Raw genomic sequence first — 15,558 nt, forward strand, 5'->3', positions numbered from 1 at the left:
TTCCAGCAGGGAATAACCGAAGTGATTAAATACCATTTCAATTCATTACTCTGAGTCAGTAGACTCGCGGCCCAATCGATATTCCTAGGGCTTGAGGTGACTGATGCCATTGATTCTTTTGCTTGTACTCCTGGTGTTGTTCAGCCCGCTGGCCATCGACATCTATCTGCCTGCCATTCCCCAGATGGCCGAGCAGCTGGGGGCCGAAGTGACCCTGATGCAGGGCACCATTACCTGGTTCCTGTTCAGCATGGGGCTGGGGCAACTGCTGGTGGGGCCGCTCGCCGATCGCTACGGGCGTAAACCCATCGCCCTGGGGGGCGTGCTGCTCTATGGCCTGAGCGCCCTGGCAGCCGGCTTTGCTGCCAGCCTGGGCGAGCTGATGCTGGCGCGGGTGCTGCAAGGCTTCGGGGCCTGCGCCACCTCGGTGGCCGCCTTCTCGGTGGTCCGTGACAGCTATGGCCCCAAGAAGAGCGGTCAGATGATCTCCTATCTGAACGGTGCCATCTGCTTTATCCCCGCACTGGCGCCCCTGCTGGGTGGCTGGCTCACCGCCAAGGCGGGCTGGTCGGCGAACTTCTGGTTCATGGCCGGTTACGCCGTCGTGGTCGGCAGCTGGCTGCTGTGGCGGATGCCGGAAACCCGCCCTGAGGAGACCAGCAGTGCTGGCCCGCTCATCAGCTGGTCCCGCTACAGCCCGGTGCTGCGCTCCCCGAGCTTCCTGTTCAATGCGGCGCTGTGCATGCTCGCGATGGCGGTGATCCTCGCCTACGTGACGGCGGCGCCGGTACAACTGATGGTGACCCTGGGGCTGGACATGAGTGGCTTCAGTCACTGGTTCACCGCCAATGCGGCCCTCAACATCCTGGCCTGCTTCCTGGCCCCGCGCTTCATCGCCCGGGTAGGGCCAAGACGGACCCTGCGCATTGGCCTGCTGGTGCTGCTGCTCTCCGCCATCACCCTGACCCTGGCCATGCACATCCCGCACCCGCTGGCCATGATGGGCCCGGTGTTCCTCTCCAGCATCGGCTTTGCGATGATCCTGGGCGCCGCCGCGGGTATGGCGCTGGCCCCCTTCGGCCACTGCGCCGGCACTGCGGCCGCGCTGCTCGGCCTGTTCCAGATGAGCGGCTCCGGCGCCCTGGTGGGGATCACCGGTTGGCTGATGCCGGATCCCCTGAGCCAGCTGGCCCTGCACATGTGGCTGCTGCTGCCCCCGCTGGTGATGCTGATGACCCGCCAGGGCCGGCGCTTGTGTTTGCAATAAATCCTGTGCTCTGATGAGCACACTCAGGGGGCCTTGAGCCCCCTTCTCTTTTTCAGGCGACCCGCCTGCCTCGCATGATCACAGACCCGTGGAGAAAACCGGATGAGCCACACAATCAACGCCGCCCTGGTGGGATACGGCTTCGCAGGACAGACCTTTCACGCCCCCTTCCTGGCCACGACCCCGGGCCTGACCCTGCGCTGGGTGGTGAGCCGGGATGCCGCCAAGGTACAGGCCGCGTTGCCCGGCACCCGGGTCGGCACCCTGGAGCAGGTGCTGGCCGATGACAGCCTCGATCTGGTGGTGATCGCCACCCCCAACGACACCCATGCCCCCATCGCTCGCGAGGCCCTGCTGGCGGGCAAGCACGTGGTGATCGACAAGCCGTTTGCCCTGGATCTGGCCGAAGCGAAGGCGCTGGTCGAGTTGGCGGAGAAGCAGCAGCGGCTGCTCAGCATCTTCCACAACCGACGCTGGGACGGGGATTTCCTCACGGTGCGCCGTCTGCTGGCGGAGGGGGCGCTGGGGCAAGTTGCCCAGTTCGAATCCCACTTCGACCGTTATCGCCCCGAGGTGCGCCAGCGCTGGCGCGAGGCGGGCGGCCCGGGCTCCGGTCTCTGGTTCGATCTCGGCCCTCATATCCTGGATCAGTCGCTCCAGCTGTTCGGCCAGCCGGACTGGTTGCAGGCGGATCTGGGCAAGCAGCGCCCCGGGGCCCTGGCGGACGACTACTTCCATGTGGTGCTGGGTTACGGCGAGATGCGGGTCATTCTGCACGGCAGTTGTCTGGTGTCGGCCGTGATGCCCCGCTTCGTGGTGCACGGCAGTCAGGGCTCCTTCATCAAGTTCGGCATGGACGTGCAGGAGGAGCAGCTCAAGGAGGGCAAGCGGCCTCCAGCGGCGGACTGGGGTGTGGATCCCGCCCCCGGCCAGCTCAGCCAGATCCGGGACGGTCAGCTCGTGCAGCAGACCGTGGCTGGCGAGGCGGGGGACTACGGCGCCTACTATCGCGGTGTCTGCGCCGCCATCCGGGGAGAAGGGGAGAACCCGGTGCCGGCCGACGAGGCCCTGGCGGTGATGGCCTTGCTGGACCTGGCCCGGGAGAGCGACCAGCAGGGGCGGCGCCTGCCTTGTCAGAAGCTGTCTGACTGACGGCGTTATCCGACAGCGCCGAGAGCCTGACAGAAAGACAATGGCTGACTGGCAATCGTCAGGTAATTGGCGATTTGTTGTGCGAATTTGGTGATGAATGGGTGTTTTATATTAATATTTGTCGTTGCAGCAGTGTTTCTTATCATGCCAACGAGAAAATATCATTGTGATACGCGTTTTCATCGGCCGCATATGGGGATATATTTCGCGCGCCTTCGGGCTCCAGCGGCCGGTGTGCCGACAGGAGCCGGGGCGTACAGTGATGGTCCCTGCACCATCTCTCCATCTTTTTTTGAGGGTATGCACATGAACAAAGTACTGGTAGCCGGTATCCTGGGTCTGATGTTGACCGCCTGTGGTCAGAAAGAAGAAGCTGCCGCTCCGGCTGCGACCCCGGCCGCAGACGTTGCTGCCACTGTCGAGAAAGCCGCTAGCGAAGCGTCTGCTACCGTCGAGAAGGCTGCTTCCGAAGCTTCCGCTACTGTCGAGAAGGCTGCCGCTGACGTGGCCACCAAGGCTGAAGCTGCCGTGAGCGATGCCAAGGCCAACTAAGCCAGCACCTCATTGAAAAACGGGCCAGGCGCACTCGCGCCGGGCCCGTTTTTTTATGGCCATGGCGGGGCGTTGCCCGGTCAGCCGAGGGGTTCCACCAGCAGGATGTGGGAGTCGGCCCCCACCACCTTGACCCGGCTGCCGGCCGGCAGCGGCGCGTTGCAGCGCACCGTCCAGACGGTGTCGTCCAGATGCACCCGGCTCATCCCCTGGCTGACCTCGTCCAGCAGGGTCAGCTCGCGGCCCATGTAGCTTTGCATCCGCTCGTTGATGGGAGCGGCGGCATCCAGCCCGGAGCGATCCCGGCGATGCTGCCAGCGCCACCAGGCCCAGGTGGTGAGCAGGGATTGCAGGGCGAAGAGCAGCAACTGCGCCTGCCAGCCGAAGGGCCAGACCAGCAGCAAGAGCCCCACCTCCAGGGCGGCGATGCCGGTCCAGAGCAGAAAGCCCACCGACCCCATCACCTCGATGGCCAGCAGCACGAAGCCGAGCCCCAGCCAGTGCCAGTGGGTCAGCCCCTCGAACAGGGCTGTCATGATTTGCCCGCCTTGCCGTCTTTGTTGAACAGCTCGGCCATGCCCGCCACCGAGCCTATCAGGCTGCCCGCTTCCAGGGGCATCATGATGATCTTGCTGTTGGGGCCTTCACCGATGCGGGCCAGGGCCTCGGTGTATTTCTGGGCCACGAAGTAGTTGATGGCCTGCATGTCGCCCTCGGCGATCGCCTGGGAGACCATGTGGGTCGCCTTGGCTTCCGCCTCGGCGGCCCGCTCCCGCGCTTCAGCGGCGAGGAAGGCGGCCTGACGCTCACCCTCGGCTTTCAGGATCTGGGACTGCTTCTCCCCCTCGGCCTTCAAGATCTTGGACTGGCGCACCCCTTCGGCCTCCAGCACCTCGGCCCGCTTCTGGCGCTCGGCCTTCATCTGGGCGTTCATGGCTTCTACCAGGGCGAGCGGCGGGCGCACATCCTTGATCTCGATCCGGGTCACCTTGATGCCCCAGGGGGCGGTGGCCGCATCCATGGTGCGCAGCAGCTTCTCGTTGATGGTGTCGCGCTGGGAGAGCATCTCGTCCAGCTCCATGGCGCCGAGCACGGTCCGCATGTTGGTCATGGTGAGATTGCGGATGGCACTGGTGAGATCATTGACCTCGTAGCCCGCCTTGCGGGCATCCACTACCTGCACGAAGCTGATGGCGTCGATGGTGACGTTGGCGTTGTCCCGGGAGATCACCTCCTGGGCCGGAATGTCCAGCACCTGCTCCATCATGATGATCTTGTGACCGATGCGGTCGATGTAGGGGATCAGCAGGTTGAGGCCCGGGGAGAGGGTGCGGGTGTAGCGGCCGAAGCGCTCCACGGTCCAGTTGTAACCCTGGGGCACTATCTTGATGCCGGCACTCAGGGTGGCGAGTACTAGGAATATGAAGATCCCCAATACAATCAATGACTCATTCATGATTAAGCTCCTTATGAAACACTTTCACTAGCCTAGGGTCTGGTGCCATCCACCACAAGCAGATTCGCTTCTCTATTGCCGCCACACGGCTTTACTAATTACCAAAACGCATTAAAGAGCATTTTTTATTATTTTGAGGGATAAGCGCTCCTGCCTATAGTCGCCCCAGATGTCGCGATGCCGAGGAGCGGGCCCTGATGGATTATTTACCTATGTTTGCCAGGTTGGAAGGCCGCCCGGTACTGCTGGTGGGCGGGGGCGAGGTTGCCCTGCGCAAGGCGCGCCTGCTGCTGGCGGCAGGTGCCCGGATCACCCTGGTCTCTCCCGTACTCGAGCCCGAGTTCCATGAATTTGCCGGTCGCTTCACCCATGTGGCGGCGCGTTTCGACCCGGCCCACCTGGCAGGGCAGATCCTGGTGGTGGCCGCGACCGACGATCTCGAGGTCAACGCCCTGGTCTACCAGAGCGCCACCGAGCGCGGTCTGTTCGTCAATCTGGTGGATGACCCCGAGCGCTCCAGCTTTATCTTCCCCTCCATCATCGATCGCAGCCCCATCGTGGTGGCCGTCTCCAGCGGCGGCAAGGCCCCCGTGCTGGTGCGCCTGTTGCGCGAGCGGCTCGAGAGCCTGCTGCCCCGCCATCTTGGCGGTCTGGCGGAGCTCTCCGGCCGGGTGCGCAGCCGGGCCAAGCAGGTGCTGGCCTCCCTCTCCGATCGCCGCCGCTTCTGGGAGCGCGCCTTTGCCTCCAACACCCTGGCCGGTCTGATTGAGAAAGCCGATTGGCAGGGTGCCGAGCAGTGGCTGAACGAGGGACTGGACAAAGCCCGTACCGAAGTGGGGGAAGTGGTGCTGGTGGGGGCGGGCCCGGGGGATCCTGGCCTGCTGACCCTCAAGGCGCTGCAACAGATTCAACAGGCCGAAGTGGTGCTCTATGACCAGCTGGTCTCCCCCGAGATCCTGGACCTGGTGCGCCGCGACGCCACCCTGGTGTCGGTCGGCAAGAAGGCGGGTGCCCACAGCGTGCCCCAGGAAGAGACCAACCGCCTCTTGGTGGAATACGCCAAAGCGGGCAACCGGGTGGTGCGCCTCAAGGGGGGCGATCCCTTCATGTTCGGTCGTGGCGGCGAGGAGCTGGAAGTGCTGGCCGAGGAGGGCATTCCTTTCTCCGTGGTGCCCGGCATCACCGCCGCCGCCGGTGCCACCGCCTATGCGGGCATTCCGCTCACCCACCGCGACCATGCCCAGAGCGCCGTCTTCATCACCGGCCACTGCCAGAAGGAGGGCAAGGAGCCCGACTGGCAGCAGCTTGCGGCCACCAACCAGACCCTGGTCATCTACATGGGGCTGATGCGCTCCGAGCATATCCAGCAGCAACTGGTGAGCCATGGCCGACGCGCCGCCACCCCTATCGCCATCATCGAGCGGGGCACCACGGCCCGCCAGCGGGTGCTGACCGGCACCCTGGCGGATCTGGCCGAACTGGCCCAGCAGGCGGTGAGCCCGTCGCTTATCGTCATCGGTGAAGTGGTGGCCCTGCGCCAGCAACTCGCCTGGTTTGGCGAGCAGGGGCAAGGGCAGGAGGCAGAAAGCGGCCACGAGCTCAAGCTGGTGAGCCTGGCCTGAGAGGCGAGACCCGAATCGATTTGACGGTGCGGCCAAGGCGGCACCGAACTGAACCAACACCGCGCCCTGACCAGGCGCGTTAGCAATGAACCGAGGACCCAGACATGGACCGTGAAAGACTGACCCAACTGCAGCCATCCGATGCACAGAGCATCCGTGCAGGTGTCACCCGCGAGCGACTGACTCACCTGCAGCAACTGGAAGCCGAGAGCATCCATATCATCCGCGAGGTGGCCGCCGAATTTGAAAACCCGGTGATGATGTACTCCATCGGCAAGGACTCCTCCGTCATGCTGCACCTGGCCCGCAAGGCCTTCTACCCGGGCAAGATCCCCTTCCCCCTGCTCCACGTGGACACCAACTGGAAGTTCAAGGAGATGATCAAGTTCCGGGACGAGACCGCCAAGAAGTACGGGCTGGATCTCATCGTCCACAAGAACCCGGACGGTCTGGCCATGGACATCAACCCCTTCGTGCACGGCAGCAGCAAGCACACCGACATCATGAAGACCGAGGGGCTCAAGCAGGCGCTCAACAAATACGGCTTTGATGCCGCCTTCGGTGGTGCCCGTCGCGACGAGGAGAAATCCCGTGCCAAGGAGCGCGTCTACTCCTTCCGTGACAAGTCCCACCGCTGGGATCCGAAGAACCAGCGCCCGGAGCTGTGGCGCGTCTACAACAGCCAGGTCAACAAGGGGGAGAGCATCCGTGTCTTCCCGCTCTCCAACTGGACCGAGCTGGACATCTGGCAATACATCTATCTCGAGAACATCGACATAGTCCCGCTCTACTTCGCGGCCATGCGCCCCGTGGTGGATCGCGGCGGCATCAAGATCATGGTGGATGACGATCGCATGCCCATCGGCCCGGAAGACGAAGTGAAGCAGGAGCTGGTGCGCTTCCGTACCCTCGGCTGCTACCCGCTGACCGGGGCCATCGAATCCAATGCCACCACCCTGCCGGAGATCATCGAAGAGATGCTGATCACCACCTCGAGCGAGCGGCAAGGGCGGCTCATCGACCACGATCAGGCCGGCTCCATGGAGCAGAAGAAGCGTCAGGGCTATTTCTAAAAAATGTTCTAAGGAATCGCAACATGAACAACCACATTCAGACCGCCATCAGCGAACAGGGCATTGAAGCCTACCTGCACGCCCAGCAGCACAAGAGCCTGCTGCGTTTTCTCACCTGCGGCAGCGTGGACGACGGCAAGAGCACCCTCATCGGCCGCCTGCTGCACGACTCCCAGCAGATCTATGAAGATCAGCTCAAAGCGCTGGAGTCCGACAGCCAGAAGCTCGGCACCACCGGCGAGAAGCTGGACCTGGCCCTGCTGGTGGACGGCCTGCAGGCGGAGCGCGAGCAGGGCATCACCATCGACGTGGCCTACCGCTATTTCTCCACCGCCAAGCGCAAATTCATCATCTCGGATACCCCGGGCCATGAGCAGTACACCCGCAACATGGCTACCGGCGCCTCCACCTGCGATCTGGCCATCATCCTGATCGACGCCCGCAAAGGGGTGCTGGATCAGACCCGCCGCCACAGCTTTATCGCGAGCCTGCTTGGCATCAAGCAGTTCGTGGTGGCAGTGAACAAGATGGATCTGGTGGAGTTCAGCCAGGAGGTGTTCGATCGCATCAGCTTGAAGTACCGCGAATTCGCCAAGAAGCTCAGCGTCGACACCATCCACATCGTGCCGGTCTCGGCCCTGGACGGTGACAACGTGGTGAACCCGAGCGACAAGCTGGCCTGGTACCAGGGCGAGACCCTGCTCTCCTTGCTGGAGTCTGCCGAAGTGGAGCGCGAGCTGGAGCGTCACCCGGTGCGCCTGCCGGTGCAGTACGTGAATCGCCCCAACCTCGATTTTCGCGGCTTCGCGGGCACCCTGGCCTCCGGCATCCTGCGGGTGGGCGACAAGCTTGCCGTGCTGCCGTCAGGCAAAGAGAGCACGGTGACCCGCATCGTCACCTTCGACGGGGATCTGGAGTACGCCCTGCCGGGTCAGGCCATCACGGTCACCTTCGCGGACGAAATCGACATCAGCCGGGGCGACCTGCTGGTGGATGCGGCGAAAAAGCCCCAGGTGACCCAGAACGTGCTGGCTCACATCGTCTGGATGGGGGAAGAGTCCCTGCAACCGGGCCGGGTCTATGACGTCAAGCTGGCCACCAAGAAGAGCCGTGGCCAGGTGGAGGCCATCCGCCACCGTATCGAGATCAACAAGCTCGACGAGCTGCCCGCCTCCGAGCTCAAGCTCAACGAGATCGGCCTGTGCGAATTCAGCCTGACCGACCCGGTGGCGTTCGACCCCTACAAGGAGATCCGCGACACCGGCAGCTTCATCCTCATCGACCGGCTGACCAACGTCACCGTGGGCGCGGGCATGATAGTGGAAGGGCTGGCGGCCAAGGTGATGGCAGGGCAATACAGCGAGTTCGAAGTGGAGCTCAACGCCCTGGTGCGCAAGCACTTCCCCCACTGGCAGGCGCTGACCATCAGCAACGATTCCGGCAAGGAGTAAGCCCATGACCTGGCAACAATCCCTGGTGCTGGGTCTGCTGGCTGCCCTCGTCGCCCTGCTGATCCAGGGCAAACTCCGGCCGGCGCTGCTCTTCTCGGGCGCCGTGCTCATCACCTACCTGAGCGGCCTGGCGGACATCAACGCCGTGGTGGCGGGCTACACCAACAGTGCCCTGCTGACCCTGGTGTTGCTGCTGCTGGTGTCGCTCGCGGTGGAGAAGACCCGGGTCATGAGCTGGTTTGCCAACCTGGTGGGCACCGGCTCCTTCAACAAGGTGCTGGTGAAGGTGTGGTTTTCCACCGCCTTCCTGTCGGCGTTCGTCAACAACACCGCCGTGGTGGCGTCCATGCTGGGGGCGGTCAAGCGCAACCCCAACCATGCGCCCTCCCGGCTGCTGCTGCCCATGTGCTTCGCGGCGACCTTTGGTGGCGTGCTGACCCTGATCGGCACCTCCACCAACCTCATCGTCAACAGCTTCCTCATCAAGATGGGGGCCAAGCCGCTCGGCATGTTCGACTTCTTCATGGTGGGGGCGGGGACCCTGCTGACCGGCCTTATCGCCGTGCTGCTGTTTGCCCGCCACCTGCCGGAGCAGGACACCGAGATGAGCCGGGAATCCGGCTATTTTCTCGAGGCCAAGGTGGGCCCCGGCTCGCCGATGGCCGGGCGCAGCGTCAAGGAGAACGGCCTGCGCAGCCTGAAAAGCCTCTATCTTGCCGAGATCATCCGGGGCAACCAGGTGATCTGCCCGGTGCAGCCGGAACACGAGCTGCACGAGGGGGACATGCTGCTGTTCTGTGGCGACGTGGAGAGCGTCGGCGTGTTGCAGGAGCTCAAGGGGCTGGATCTCTACGGCCAGCACCGCCTCAACGGCCAGCATCTGGTGGAGGTGATCGTCAGCCACAGCTCGCGCCTGGTGGGGCAGACCATCAAGGATGCGGAGTTTCGTACCCATTTCGATGCGGTAGTGCTGGCGGTGCGCCGGGGCGAGACCCAGCTCACCGGCGGCCTCGGCCAGATTGAACTGCACGCAGGGGACACCTTGCTGCTGGCCCCCGGCCCCAAGTTTGCGGGCAACAAGTCCCTCTCCCGCGAGTTCGTGGTGGTGAGCGGGCTGGAGGCCTCCACCCGGCTCGATGCCACACGCAGCGCCGCCGTGGTGGCGGGGTTCCTCGGGGTGCTGACCCTGTCGGTGCTCGATCTGGTGCCGCTCTTCAAGGGGCTGCTGGTGATGCTGGTGGCGCTGCTGTTTTCACGGATCCTGACCCTGGACGAGATCCGCCGCCGCTTTCCCCTGGATATCTGGCTGGTGGTGGGCGGGGCGCTCGCCATCGCCGATCAGCTGGAGAAGAGCGGCCTGGCCAAGCTCATCGCCGACTGGCTGATGGGGGAGTTCAACGGGGCCAGTCCCTTTATCGCCTTCGTGGGTATCTATCTGTTTACCCTGGTGCTGACGGAGCTGATGAGCAACAACGCGGCGGCGGCCCTGGCGTTCCCCATGGGATTCCAGCTGGCGCTCAGCATGGACGTCTCCACCATGCCGTTCATTCTGGCGGTGCTGTTCGGGGCGAGCTCCAGCTTTATCCTGCCCTACGGCTACCAGACCAACCTGATGGTCTATGCGGCGGGCAACTACAAGATGCCGGATTATCTCAAGCTGGCCCTGCCGGTCTCCCTGGCCTACAGCATCGGGGTGATCGTCATGGTGCCCCTGCTGTTTCCGTTTTAAGGTCTGATACCGGGGGATGTGTTAAGGGCTGCTTATGTTAACGCAGCTTTTATCAAGGCTGCTTATGATGCAGGGGAGTGCCAGGGCACTGGCATCCGGGCGTGAGCGCCAATCAGGGGGTGTTGCATGCGCAATATCAGGGCATCAGCACCTTGCCGCCTCATCGCGAGGCGGCTCCCCGCGGTAGCGGACAGTGTCAGTATTGAGGCGTGAGCGCCAATCAAGGAGTGTTGGATGAGCAATATCGTGTGGCATCAGCATGCCGTCGACAAACAGAGCCGGGCCGAGCAGAAGGGGCAAAAGCCCCTGGTGATCTGGTTCACCGGGCTCTCCGGGGCGGGCAAGTCCACCCTGGCGGGGGCACTGGAGCAGGCGCTGGCCGCCTCGGGCAAGCACACCTATCTGCTGGATGGGGACAATGTGCGCCACGGCCTGTGCGGCGATCTCGGCTTCGATGACGCCGCCCGCCAGGAGAATATCCGCCGGGTCGGCGAGGTGGCAAAACTCATGGTGGATGCGGGGCTTATCGTCCTCACCGCCTTTATCTCGCCGTTCCGTGCCGAGCGACAACTGGTGCGCAATCTCGTGGGTGAAGGGGAGTTCGTCGAGGTGTTTGTGGATGCGCCGCTTAGCGTCTGTGAAGAGCGTGACCCCAAGGGGCTCTACAAGAAGGCGCGGGCGGGGGAAATTCGCAACTTTACCGGTATCGACTCCGCCTACGAGGCGCCGGAAAATCCGGAAATCCATCTGCTGAATGCCGGCAAGCCGGTCGCTGCGCTGGTGGATGAGCTGCTGACCGCCCTGCGGCAGGGGAACTACCTGTAGTTGTTGAGTTGCGCCATCTTAGGAGCTGGGTTGTTATCCCGGCAACTGGGTAATCACCTGGGCAGTAAGCAGTAAATAGAGTGCAGGCGGGGGTCGCAAGGGTAAAGCGACCCTCTTTTTGTCTGAGCGTGTTATGGAATCGGTAGCACATCTGGCAAGCGACCTATGGCCGATAAGTGTGCCTCAACAAGCATTTGTGTGCTGGCGGCAACCACTATAGGCAAAAAATGGGTCATAGCGGAAAAACTATAAATTCAGCTTATAGTGGCACCGGTGAACCAAGAGCCACCTCAAGGCTGCCAATATCAGCCCCGCAAGGGGATTTCCCGATCCTTGCTGATGCCGTAGCGGGATTATTCGCGATTATCCGAATACGCTGCGCTATTCTACCCTAAGTACTGTGACGTCAGCTGTTGAAGCGTCCATCTCGACGCGTTTGTTAGCCATTTTGCGGCCATACCTCATTCTTAATTTCTTGAAGAATTGGTGCTGTTAGGGCGGGGCTGCTTGCCACTAACTTTGAATTAGCACCTGTTTTTGCACGCAGTGCAGAATTGACGGATCGCAGCAAGAGTTTTCCATGGGAGAAATCTATGGGACTATTGTTGAAGTTAGTTGTGCACTCCACCGCTACGGCTCCTTCGTTTACTTTTTCCCCTCTTTTTCGAAGCGCATCAATTCTTGTGTTTATTAACTTCTCGAGAAGTTCGGCCTTTTTTTCGTTAATTGATGCATCAATGATTTCATTGTAATCATCCGCCGTTAATTCAGGGTATACCGAAAGAAAATGATGCTGTCGCAAGAAAAATGCCTCTAAGTCATTCTTTTCTGGAACAAACAGACGTGTTTTATCGTCGCCAATGCGCAACGCATAGTCATCAAGCTCCTGTTGACTCAAGAAATCGCGGTCTCGATGAAGCATTATTAATTGCTCGGGTCTTTTCCGGCGTATGTACTTGATTAGAGCATTTGCGACCTGAACGTTAGAGCAACCTTGATAAGGCCATATTTCAATATCGTCCATGTTCCAGTCATTGGACGCCAGTAATAACTTTATGTAACTTGCCTCTTGGTCCTCTGTAATAACGGTTACCTTTGCGTCCTCCGCGCCGAGGTTTTCGCCTTCGGAAAGCGCACCTATTTCCATTAGAGACTTAAGAACATATGCCTCTTCACTGTTATCAATTTTGTCTACAACGGCACCTTTATTGATCCAGAAAATAGCAGCGCTATCTAAAAGTTCGTCAATTATATACTTTGAGTGTGTAGAAATAATAATCTGCGCGCCGTTTTTAGATTGTGCCTTTAACAATATTTCAACTAGCTTTCTCTGGTTGTTAGGGTGCAAATGGCTGTCTGGCTCATCCAGGATTAATAATTTTGGTTTGAATAGAAAAACATACGAAAGTATCTGTATTGCTTGGAGAACCCCTGTTCCTGATGCATCAATCGGCAATGTTATTCCAGCTTGAGTAGTGGTTGCATTTATGAATTCGTCTGCTTGTTCATCAAATGAGACCGCGACATCAATGCCAGGATATATTTCTTCAAGTAGTTCAGCGAATCCTTCCCAATCAGCAGGAAGCTTCTTTAACTGAAGTAAAATATTCCTGAATACGGAATTGGAGTCACCGCGTGCCGCTAGCCGCCTTACTACCGTTGGGGTTTTGTAGGTTTCTTGAGCAGGAATACCCGCGAGGCCAGGAACGATGATGCAGAACGGTTCCTCTAAATTTCTGAGCTGTTCACCGAGTACCCTTCCTTCTATGGCTATCGTAATATTCTTATTCCGGCCTTTACGAACTATTACTTTTGTTTGGTCGATTTCAGACTCAAATGCAATTTGAATTGCTTCGGCCAAATCTTCTTGGAGCAAACCATTGAATCCAAGTGAGTAGATGTCATTAATTGGGGAATAAATCAGGTCACTGGAGCTAAGCGACGAAGGCATACGATTCCCTGTCCATCGCGTATTTTGTGTACTGGTTGTCTGAGCCACGGATACAGCGAATTGAACTGCTTGGAGAACGGAGCTTTTGCCAGCATTGTTGCCGCCAACGAGAACATTGATTTCCCCAAGCTGTAGATCTATCTCGTGAATCCCCTTGAACTTTTGGATGTTTATTGATTTGAGCATATTTTTCCGTTGATGTGACTAACAATGATTAGATGGAAGATAGTATTAAAATGTTAGTACTGTCTCATGTATAACACCGTCTCGCTCTGGTAATTACACTGAAAAGTAAATTTCAAAACAACGTGTTATCAGTCAAGCTCTAAAGTAGGACGTGTTCGTTTGACGTTCTTTTTAATGCAACAATTACCGCAATATAAAAATTCATGTAGCCGGTCATGGGAAGCGAAGACATTGCTACGCCTTCTCCTCTGAGTTCCAGCCTCCAGTTTGCTGTGCTCTCCCTGTGGTGTGGCTCTTGTCTGACTCATAGCTGACTCCGGCGAGAGTGAATTAATAAATTTTTATCACAGTATAAATAGGGCAATTACCAGCCAGTCTAGCTTCAATCAGTTATCGCTGGATTTATTGGCTGGGTTACCTAGCTTCGACCTTAACCAAAAATTTATATCGCTCACGACTTTTTTGCGCAGGCTTTTCCCGTCGCGGTCTTTCAATCCATGATCGAGTGCTTCGTAACGCCGATATTCGATATTGTTCTTCCCGAGTTCTTTAAGGCGCTGCACCAACTCATCTGTTTTTTGCGGTGATACCGAAGTATCCATTCCACCCTGAATGATCAGTAAAGGAGAATTGACTTTTATAAGGGTATCCAGCTGATCGATGGAGAGCATCTGCTGCCACCAATGATAGCCATGCCCGCTGACGTCAATCTCAAAGGGGTTGCTGTGAAGAACATGCTCGGCAAACCCTTTAAAGTCATCGATCTCTTTTTTCGCCGCAGCGGGGTTTTTATGCTTTACCGCGATGCTGTGTGAGACGTCATCGATAAACCAGCGGCCACCGCCATTAAAGGAGATAGCGGCATCGATATAGTCAACTTCTGCGCTCACCCGGTTGGCGATAACGGCACCTTCACTGCCGCCCAAGAGGATAAATGTCTTGTATTGCCCATCTTTTCTAACGATATCGAGCACTGTTTTGATATCCGCGACCCGCTGCGCAGGATTGTCCTTTTCAAGGTACTGGGCAGGGCAATCCTTGCGTTCGGCACCTTTACTGTATTTTAATTTGCGATTAATGCCGTACTTTTCGATTAGCAACACATCAGCTTCTGGCCAGACATTTTTATACTCGGTGAGTATGGACTCTATTTTCAAGACACTATTGCAATCAGAGCCTTGCAGGATCAACAGCAGTGTATCTGTGTCATGGAGATGTTGGACAAGATAATAGGAGATAAACGAACCATCATCCCTGCTAACTGTGCGAGTCATGATCGCTGTTGCGCTTACCGAGCAGGAAAAAATGAGCAAGAGTAAAGATATTGTGCGGACTTGCATATTATTCCCTGATAGTCATGATAGAGGCAGTACGTTAATCAGTGCTGAAACCTTCATTCCTCTTGAATGGAAAAGGGCTGAGGAAGCGTAGTGAAAACCGCCCCAGCCCGGCTTTTATTGGTTCTCGCACCTTGTTATCAGTGATTAACCACCAAATTCACGGCTAATAATTTGTGTGGGGACCACATTCTCTGGCAAGTCACTCGACATTTTTTGAGCAAGTTCACCAGCCAAACCAAACGCGTTGTCAATGGGGTCGACCTTCATTCCGCTTTCGACAGCCAACTCCAAAAACTTCTTGCCAATCTGATTGCACGTATCAACCCAGTTTTTGGGCAGCTCCCCCATGGTGAGCTTGGGTTGACAGACCAGTTGAAATGTATTTTTTCCTTCTTGTATTTGAAATGCCACATCAACAAATTCACTTTTATATGGGTTGGCTAGCGCACTTGAACTAAGTAAAAACACAGCACCAATAGAGGATTTTTTCATGACACGTCCTTGTGAATAGTAATGCCCACCAAGGGGCTGATAACATACAACCGCTAAACTCTGCGGCAACAAAAATAACCATTTAGGTCAATGGGACTGAAAACACCGAGCGATGACAGTTTCTCTTGGCACATCGATTATGCATCCGTTTCTCGACCAGGTTCCCTCTGGATTTTGGTCTCATTGCCAATCAATATACTCTTGAGGTGGTCGTTCAATATCGATCATGTGTGCAGCAGAAAATAGAATTTCAACGCCAAAACCGAGAGGGACATCAACCTCACCATGAGCAATACAACGTGGCTGGAAGTCCAGTCTGACTTTGGTTGCATCACCAATTTTTAGTTACCGTTCGACCCCATCCATCTTTATCCCACTCTGGTTCATGTGACCATGCTCGTCTGTTGGGCGCCGCTGCGCTCTGCACCAACCGGCAGAAAACACGCTACCGCCCCTGAATTT

General features: G+C 58.3%; 13 protein-coding genes. 8 read left to right on the plus strand and 5 right to left on the minus strand.

The genetic code is table 11. From position 1 onward, the window contains the following. Window positions 1-103 precede the first annotated feature (103 nt). The 3 genes from OKC41_RS05570 (at window position 104) to OKC41_RS05580 (ending at window position 2,971) form a co-directional block, all read left to right on the plus strand. On the plus strand, window positions 104-1,267 hold the full coding sequence (locus tag OKC41_RS05570) for a multidrug effflux MFS transporter (protein ID WP_039040832.1): 1,164 nt from the start codon (window positions 104-106) through the stop codon (window positions 1,265-1,267). Window positions 1,268-1,369: 102 nt separating this feature from the next. Continuing rightward, window positions 1,370-2,419, plus strand: coding sequence for an oxidoreductase (locus OKC41_RS05575; protein ID WP_041213888.1), 1,050 nt, complete (start codon window positions 1,370-1,372; stop codon window positions 2,417-2,419). 306 nt (window positions 2,420-2,725) lie between these two features. Continuing rightward, window positions 2,726-2,971 carry a hypothetical protein gene (locus OKC41_RS05580; protein ID WP_010675602.1) on the plus strand — a complete coding sequence of 82 codons (246 nt, stop codon included), beginning with the start codon at window positions 2,726-2,728 and terminating at the stop codon, window positions 2,969-2,971. Window positions 2,972-3,051: 80 nt separating this feature from the next. Here OKC41_RS05580 and OKC41_RS05585 read toward each other — a convergent pair whose 3' ends face one another. After that, the gene (locus OKC41_RS05585; RefSeq protein ID WP_010675601.1) at window positions 3,052-3,507 is read right to left on the minus strand and encodes an NfeD family protein; all 456 of its coding nucleotides are present in this window, start codon (window positions 3,505-3,507) and stop codon (window positions 3,052-3,054) included. Beyond that, window positions 3,504-4,427 carry an SPFH domain-containing protein gene (locus OKC41_RS05590; protein WP_029314806.1) on the minus strand — a complete coding sequence of 308 codons (924 nt, stop codon included), beginning with the start codon at window positions 4,425-4,427 and terminating at the stop codon, window positions 3,504-3,506. The genes OKC41_RS05585 and OKC41_RS05590 overlap by 4 nt, the downstream gene beginning before the upstream one ends. A 197-nt stretch (window positions 4,428-4,624) precedes the next feature. On the opposite strand from OKC41_RS05590, the gene cysG reads away from it, so the two are divergent. From cysG to cysC, 5 genes are all read left to right on the plus strand, one after another. Then, window positions 4,625-6,049, plus strand: coding sequence for a siroheme synthase CysG (cysG, locus tag OKC41_RS05595; RefSeq protein ID WP_029314805.1), 1,425 nt, complete (start codon window positions 4,625-4,627; stop codon window positions 6,047-6,049). A 104-nt stretch (window positions 6,050-6,153) separates the two neighbouring features. Next, complete coding sequence (cysD, locus tag OKC41_RS05600; protein ID WP_104454738.1) at window positions 6,154-7,122, plus strand: sulfate adenylyltransferase subunit CysD; 969 nt, start codon at window positions 6,154-6,156, stop codon at window positions 7,120-7,122. Between the two features lie 23 nt (window positions 7,123-7,145). Then, on the plus strand, window positions 7,146-8,573 hold the full coding sequence (gene cysN, locus OKC41_RS05605) for a sulfate adenylyltransferase subunit CysN (RefSeq protein WP_270671776.1): 1,428 nt from the start codon (window positions 7,146-7,148) through the stop codon (window positions 8,571-8,573). A 4-nt stretch (window positions 8,574-8,577) separates the two neighbouring features. Beyond that, a complete protein-coding gene (locus OKC41_RS05610) occupies window positions 8,578-10,302 on the plus strand; it encodes an SLC13 family permease (protein WP_261999482.1) in 1,725 nt (574 codons plus the stop codon). Between the two features lie 234 nt (window positions 10,303-10,536). Further along, window positions 10,537-11,127, plus strand: coding sequence for an adenylyl-sulfate kinase (gene cysC, locus OKC41_RS05615; RefSeq protein ID WP_270671777.1), 591 nt, complete (start codon window positions 10,537-10,539; stop codon window positions 11,125-11,127). Window positions 11,128-11,566: 439 nt separating this feature from the next. Here cysC and OKC41_RS05620 read toward each other — a convergent pair whose 3' ends face one another. The 3 genes from OKC41_RS05620 to OKC41_RS05630 all read right to left on the minus strand — a co-directional run bounded on the left by OKC41_RS05620 (window position 11,567) and on the right by OKC41_RS05630 (window position 15,096). Continuing rightward, window positions 11,567-13,264 carry an AAA family ATPase gene (locus OKC41_RS05620; protein ID WP_124812821.1) on the minus strand — a complete coding sequence of 566 codons (1,698 nt, stop codon included), beginning with the start codon at window positions 13,262-13,264 and terminating at the stop codon, window positions 11,567-11,569. Between the two features lie 386 nt (window positions 13,265-13,650). Then, window positions 13,651-14,604: a S9 family peptidase gene (locus tag OKC41_RS05625; RefSeq protein WP_270671778.1), complete on the minus strand. Its 954-nt coding sequence runs from the start codon at window positions 14,602-14,604 to the stop codon at window positions 13,651-13,653. A 144-nt stretch (window positions 14,605-14,748) separates the two neighbouring features. Beyond that, entirely contained in the window at window positions 14,749-15,096 is a 348-nt protein-coding gene (locus OKC41_RS05630) for a hypothetical protein (RefSeq protein ID WP_104454733.1), read from the minus strand. Between the last annotated feature and the right edge of the window lie 462 nt (window positions 15,097-15,558).

Origin of the sequence: Aeromonas sp. QDB17 (assembly GCF_027705305.1) — a bacterium.
GTDB lineage: Bacteria > Pseudomonadota > Gammaproteobacteria > Enterobacterales > Aeromonadaceae > Aeromonas > Aeromonas caviae.

Excerpts from the sequence above, each read along its gene's own strand:
- OKC41_RS05570 (WP_039040832.1), top strand. The coding sequence starts at position 104 with ATGCCATTGATTCTTTTGCTTGTACTCCTGGTGTTGTTCAGCCCGCTG.
- OKC41_RS05575 (WP_041213888.1), top strand. The coding sequence starts at position 1,370 with ATGAGCCACACAATCAACGCCGCCCTGGTGGGATACGGCTTCGCAGGA.
- OKC41_RS05580 (WP_010675602.1), top strand. The coding sequence starts at position 2,726 with ATGAACAAAGTACTGGTAGCCGGTATCCTGGGTCTGATGTTGACCGCC.
- OKC41_RS05585 (WP_010675601.1), bottom strand. The coding sequence starts at position 3,507 with ATGACAGCCCTGTTCGAGGGGCTGACCCACTGGCACTGGCTGGGGCTC.
- OKC41_RS05590 (WP_029314806.1), bottom strand. The coding sequence starts at position 4,427 with ATGAATGAGTCATTGATTGTATTGGGGATCTTCATATTCCTAGTACTC.
- cysG (WP_029314805.1), top strand. The coding sequence starts at position 4,625 with ATGGATTATTTACCTATGTTTGCCAGGTTGGAAGGCCGCCCGGTACTG.
- cysD (WP_104454738.1), top strand. The coding sequence starts at position 6,154 with ATGGACCGTGAAAGACTGACCCAACTGCAGCCATCCGATGCACAGAGC.
- cysN (WP_270671776.1), top strand. The coding sequence starts at position 7,146 with ATGAACAACCACATTCAGACCGCCATCAGCGAACAGGGCATTGAAGCC.
- OKC41_RS05610 (WP_261999482.1), top strand. The coding sequence starts at position 8,578 with ATGACCTGGCAACAATCCCTGGTGCTGGGTCTGCTGGCTGCCCTCGTC.
- cysC (WP_270671777.1), top strand. The coding sequence starts at position 10,537 with ATGAGCAATATCGTGTGGCATCAGCATGCCGTCGACAAACAGAGCCGG.
- OKC41_RS05620 (WP_124812821.1), bottom strand. The coding sequence starts at position 13,264 with ATGCTCAAATCAATAAACATCCAAAAGTTCAAGGGGATTCACGAGATA.
- OKC41_RS05625 (WP_270671778.1), bottom strand. The coding sequence starts at position 14,604 with ATGCAAGTCCGCACAATATCTTTACTCTTGCTCATTTTTTCCTGCTCG.
- OKC41_RS05630 (WP_104454733.1), bottom strand. The coding sequence starts at position 15,096 with ATGAAAAAATCCTCTATTGGTGCTGTGTTTTTACTTAGTTCAAGTGCG.